Source organism: Sporosarcina koreensis (assembly GCF_001531445.1).
Taxonomy (GTDB): Bacteria; Bacillota; Bacilli; order Bacillales_A; family Planococcaceae; genus Sporosarcina; species Sporosarcina koreensis_C.
Window position 1 is genome coordinate 1 of the sequence record NZ_LQYA01000027.1, and the last position, 4,543, is coordinate 4,543.

Annotated in this window: 3 protein-coding genes and 1 pseudogene; all 4 read left to right on the top strand. The window is 33.5% G+C overall.

Annotated features, from left to right (window positions below; genetic code table 11):
• Positions 1-280: pseudogene (locus AWV70_RS05410) on the top strand (replication initiation protein); the annotation flags it as partial.
• 7 nt (positions 281-287) lie between these two features.
• Entirely contained in the window at positions 288-1,136 is an 849-nt protein-coding gene (gene str / locus AWV70_RS05415) for a streptomycin adenylyltransferase Str (protein ID WP_010711054.1), read from the top strand.
• Between the two features lie 831 nt (positions 1,137-1,967).
• Positions 1,968-3,152: a MobV family relaxase gene (gene mobV, locus AWV70_RS05420; RefSeq protein ID WP_060204992.1), complete on the top strand. Its 1,185-nt coding sequence runs from the start codon at positions 1,968-1,970 to the stop codon at positions 3,150-3,152.
• Positions 3,153-3,471: 319 nt separating this feature from the next.
• Positions 3,472-4,461 carry a protein rep gene (locus AWV70_RS05425; RefSeq protein ID WP_082713478.1) on the top strand — a complete coding sequence of 330 codons (990 nt, stop codon included), beginning with the start codon at positions 3,472-3,474 and terminating at the stop codon, positions 4,459-4,461.
• Positions 4,462-4,543: the final 82 nt, after the last annotated feature.

Consider the following 4,543-nt stretch of genomic DNA (forward strand, 5'->3'; position numbering starts at 1 on the left):
GGATTATTGGAATGATTGTTTTAATGATTTACATATCTTGAAACCAGATTGGACTTCGCCAGAAAAATTAAATGAACAAGCAATGGTTTACATGTTAATTCATGAAGAAGGCAAATGGGGAGAATTGAATAAGAGAACTAAATATAAATATAAAAAAATAATCAAAGAAATATCTCCAATTGATTTAACTGAAATAATGAAATTGACTTTACGAGAAAACGAAAAACAATTGCAAAAGCAGATTGATTTTTGGCAGCGTGAATTTAGATTTTGGGAGTGAAAAAACAATGAGGACTGAAAAAGAAATTTTAAATTTAGTTTCTGAATTTGCTTATCAACGAAGCAATGTAAAAATTATTGCTCTCGAGGGTTCAAGAACTAATGAAAATATAAAAAAAGATAAGTTTCAAGATTATGATTTTGCTTTTTTCGTATCAGATATTGAGTGTTTCACACATGAAGAAAGTTGGTTAAGTTTATTTGGAGAATTATTGTTTATACAGAAACCAGAAGATATGGAATTATTCCCACCTGATTTAGATTATGGTTACAGTTATATAATGTATTTTAAAGATGGCATAAAAATGGATATTACATTAATTAATTTAAAAGATTTAAATCGTTATTTTAGTGATTCTGATGGTCTTGTAAAAATTTTAGTTGATAAAGATAATTTAGTAATTCAAGAAATTGTTCCAGATGACTCAAATTATTGGTTAAAAAAACCAACAGAACGAGAATTTTATGATTGCTGTAATGAGTTTTGGAGTGTCTCAACGTATGTAGCAAAGGGTGTTTTTAGAAGAGAAATATTATTTGCTTTAGATCATTTCAATAATATTTTACGTCCTGAATTATTAAGAATGATTTCTTGGTATATTGGCTTTAATAGGGGTTTTGATTTTAGTTTAGGAAAGAATTATAAGTTTATAAACAAATATTTAACTGATAAAGAATTCAATATGTTTTTAGCTACTTTTGAGATGAATGGATATAGAAAGACATACCAATCTTTTAAGCTTTGTTGTGAATTATTTAAATATTATTCAAATAAAGTAAGTTGTTTAGGAAATTATAACTATCCAAATTACGAAAAAAATATTGAGAATTTTATTCGTAATAATTATGAGAATTAATTTTATTAGCAACCACATTTTTGGTTGCTTGGGTTTAGGTTTTGAATTTATGGGCTGACTTGTTCAGTCCATTTTTTGTGCTTGCACAAAAACTAGCCTCGCAGAGCACACGCATTAATGACTTATGAAACGTAGTAAATAAGTCTAGTGTGTTATACTTTACTTGGAAGATGCACCGAATAAAAAATATTGAAGAACAACTAGCAAAAGATTTTAAAGAGTTATTTTATTTCAAGGTTCACTTGACCGTCAGATTCCACTTGCATAAGCAAGCCCTAACGATAAAGAGACTTTCTCGACATAAAATTTCTGTTTCACGAAAAAGGTTTTTCCCCTCCATTTTTTTGGTTGAGGGGGTGCTTTTCACTGCGAAGATTTCACCTGGCACATGAAAAATATTTGGTCGGCAAGTTTGACGGTTTTTCGGGCGACAATTGAAAGGCAAAATCCGATATACAAAGCTCCATTTTTTCGTATATCGGGGGTATGACCGATACACTGCCCGAAAAATTTTCGATTGCAAGGAGGAAAGGGTGGAGATTTTTCAGCGTAGCGTTTTGAAAAATACTACCCGATCCTTGCGATTGAAAAAGTCTTTTTGGGGTGTTCGGTTTTTGGAAAAACGGAATGGCTGCTAATCGTAAATTAACGATTGGCCACCATTCTGTTTTTTGCTTTTGACCTTCGGAAACAATGTGCGCTCAGCACGTTTCCGGTCGGGCGATTAGCCCGAAACAGCCCTCGGCAGAGCACGTTCTCTCGCTTGCGAGAGTATAACGTGCTATACTCTTGGCAAATAAATTTGCTAAGAGTATCGGGGGTATCACTCACATGGAATTGGCTTGGAACACACAAAAAAATTACATTAAAGATGTCAAAGGCAAAGAGATGGAGCAAGAGCGAAAAGGCAAAATTTCGAACAAAGATATTGATTCGGACCGAACAAAAAATAATATGGAGCTGGTTGATTCGGATAAAAATTTATACCAGCGTGTCAAAGATCGAGTAGATGATTTAAAAGCGAATGGCTCTCGTGTACAAAAAAATTCTGTCGTCATGTACTCCAATATTTTGACTGTGCCTGAAGAACAAGCGAAAATTTGGGGCGAGCAAAAAACCGATGATTATTTCAAGGCTTGCTATGAATTTTTCTGTGAGGAATTCGGAAAAGAAAATGTCGTAAGTGCGAAAATTCATAAAGACGAAACGACACCTCACATGCATCTGCATTTTGTACCAGTGAACAAAGAGAACGGCAAACTGCAAGCTCGTGTTTCCATGAACAAAGTGAAAATAAATTACATTCATGATGAATTGCCGAAATTTTTACGTGATCGTGGTTTTGATGTGCAACGTGCAACTGGGAAAACAAAAGAAAATAACATCGAGGACATTCATGAATTTAAAGAGGTCAAAAAGCAAATTACGGAAAAAGAAATAGAGTTGCAACAGCTGGATGAAAAAATTGAACTCAAGCAAAAATTACTCGAAAAAATTCCGACTGGAACATTTAATATCAAAGCAGAAAAAGAATTCAAAATCGAAAAAGTGAAAACAGGGCTTTTCGGTACAGAAGAGAAAAAAGTGGCAACAGGGAATTTTGTAGTTAGTCCTGCCGAGTTAAAAAAAGTAATGGAAATTGGAACGGCTGCGTTAGAAGTCAAAGACGATTACAAGCGATTATTAGCTACGGATCTTGTGCGAGAAAATAAAAAATTGAATGCTGAAAACAGTGAATTCGCAAATACGATAGGTGAGTTAGTCGATGAAAACGAAAAGCTTTCGCTGGAAAACCGTAATTTAAAGGCTCATATAAGCGATTTAAAGGCTGAAATCGGAGAGATATATAAATTCACCAAAGACTTCTTAAAAGCCCGTACAAGCGATTTAAAGACGTTTAAAAGCGTTTTTAAGGAGTTTGTAGGAAAAGTGAAGGAAAAGGTATCAGCGGGCGAATTTGAGCGCCTAGAAAAGCGAGAGCAGGCTCGTGAGCGTAATAAAGATTTGGGAAGATAGAAAAAATATATAAAAAAATATATACTTTGATTTTTTTATATAAAAAAAACCCCATTTTTTTGGGGGTTTTTGTTTTTGGGAACGGAAATTTGCGGTAGCAAATTGGAGTTCTTCTTATCTTGATACATATAGAAATAACAAGATTTTTCGAAAGTACTTCAAAGGCTTGATGTGACTGGGTTTGTGGCATTTTTAAGTGTTGAAAGAAAAATATACAAAAAAATCCCAACGTGTTATGATTAAGGTGTCGAATCAAAATCAAATAACATAGGGATTTTTGTACCCTTCAGGAATCCTGAAAGGAGATTTTTATATTTACATGTGTACCCATGATAACATGGATTTAGACCAAAAAACAGTACTTTGTGATAAAAAGGCAAACGGGAAAACTCAACCTTGGAAAGAAAAAAAGCTAGCGAATATTGGTTATTTTGAGTTGTTAGAAATATTGCATTTTAAAAAAGCAGAACGGGTTTCCGGTTGTGGTGAAATTTTAGAATTTGATATTACATATGAAGGACGCATGAAATTAGCAAATGCATGGTTTTGTAAGTCACCGTTATGTCCGATGTGCAATTGGAGGAAGACGATGAAGAGAAGTTTACAGACAAAAAATGTTGTAGAAGAAGTGATTCGTCAAAAACCGAAAGCCCGTTGGTTATTTTTAACGCTGACAGTAAAAAACGTATTTGATGGTGAAACATTGGATAAGAGTTTGAAAGTAATGGCACAAGGTTTTAATCGTTTAATGAAATATAAAAAAGTATCTCAAAATATGATTGGCTTCATGCGATCAACAGAAGTAACCGTAAATAAAAAAGATGGTTCGTATAATCAGCACATGCATGTTTTGCTATGTGTTGAGTCGAAATATTTTAGAGATAGCGAAAATTATTTAGCGCAAAAAGATTGGACAAGCCTTTGGCAAAAAGCCATGAAGCTGGATTATGTGCCAGTCGTTCATATTGAGGCTGTAAAAAATAAAAAACGTAATAAGGAAAAAGAGTTCACTGCGATTCAAGCAGCGGTGCAAGAAACTGCAAAATATTCGGTTAAGGATTCTGACTATTTGACTGGTAATCTAGAAAATGATTTAGAGGTTGTAAAGGACTTGGAAGAAGGATTGTATCGAAAACGCATGATTTCATATGGCGGATTGCTGAAAGAAGTGCATAAGCAATTGAATTTAGATGATATTGAAGATGGTGATTTGGTACGAGTGGATGATGCGGATTCAGATGTTGAAGAAAAAGCGTATTCGATTGTAGCTCAGTGGAATTGGAAGGCGCAAAATTATTTTATTGGTTAATAGAATTAATATAACAAAAGAGGGGGGGTTGAATTTGGTATTTGTTTTTATTAGAATTTACAATAAAAAGCAAGAACGTAAA

What these genes read in the sequence shown, in the direction of transcription:
- AWV70_RS05425 (WP_082713478.1), top strand. Translation starts at nt 3,472, where the DNA reads ATGTGTACCCATGATAACATGGATTTAGACCAAAAAACAGTACTTTGT.
- mobV (WP_060204992.1), top strand. Translation starts at nt 1,968, where the DNA reads ATGGAATTGGCTTGGAACACACAAAAAAATTACATTAAAGATGTCAAA.
- str (WP_010711054.1), top strand. Translation starts at nt 288, where the DNA reads ATGAGGACTGAAAAAGAAATTTTAAATTTAGTTTCTGAATTTGCTTAT.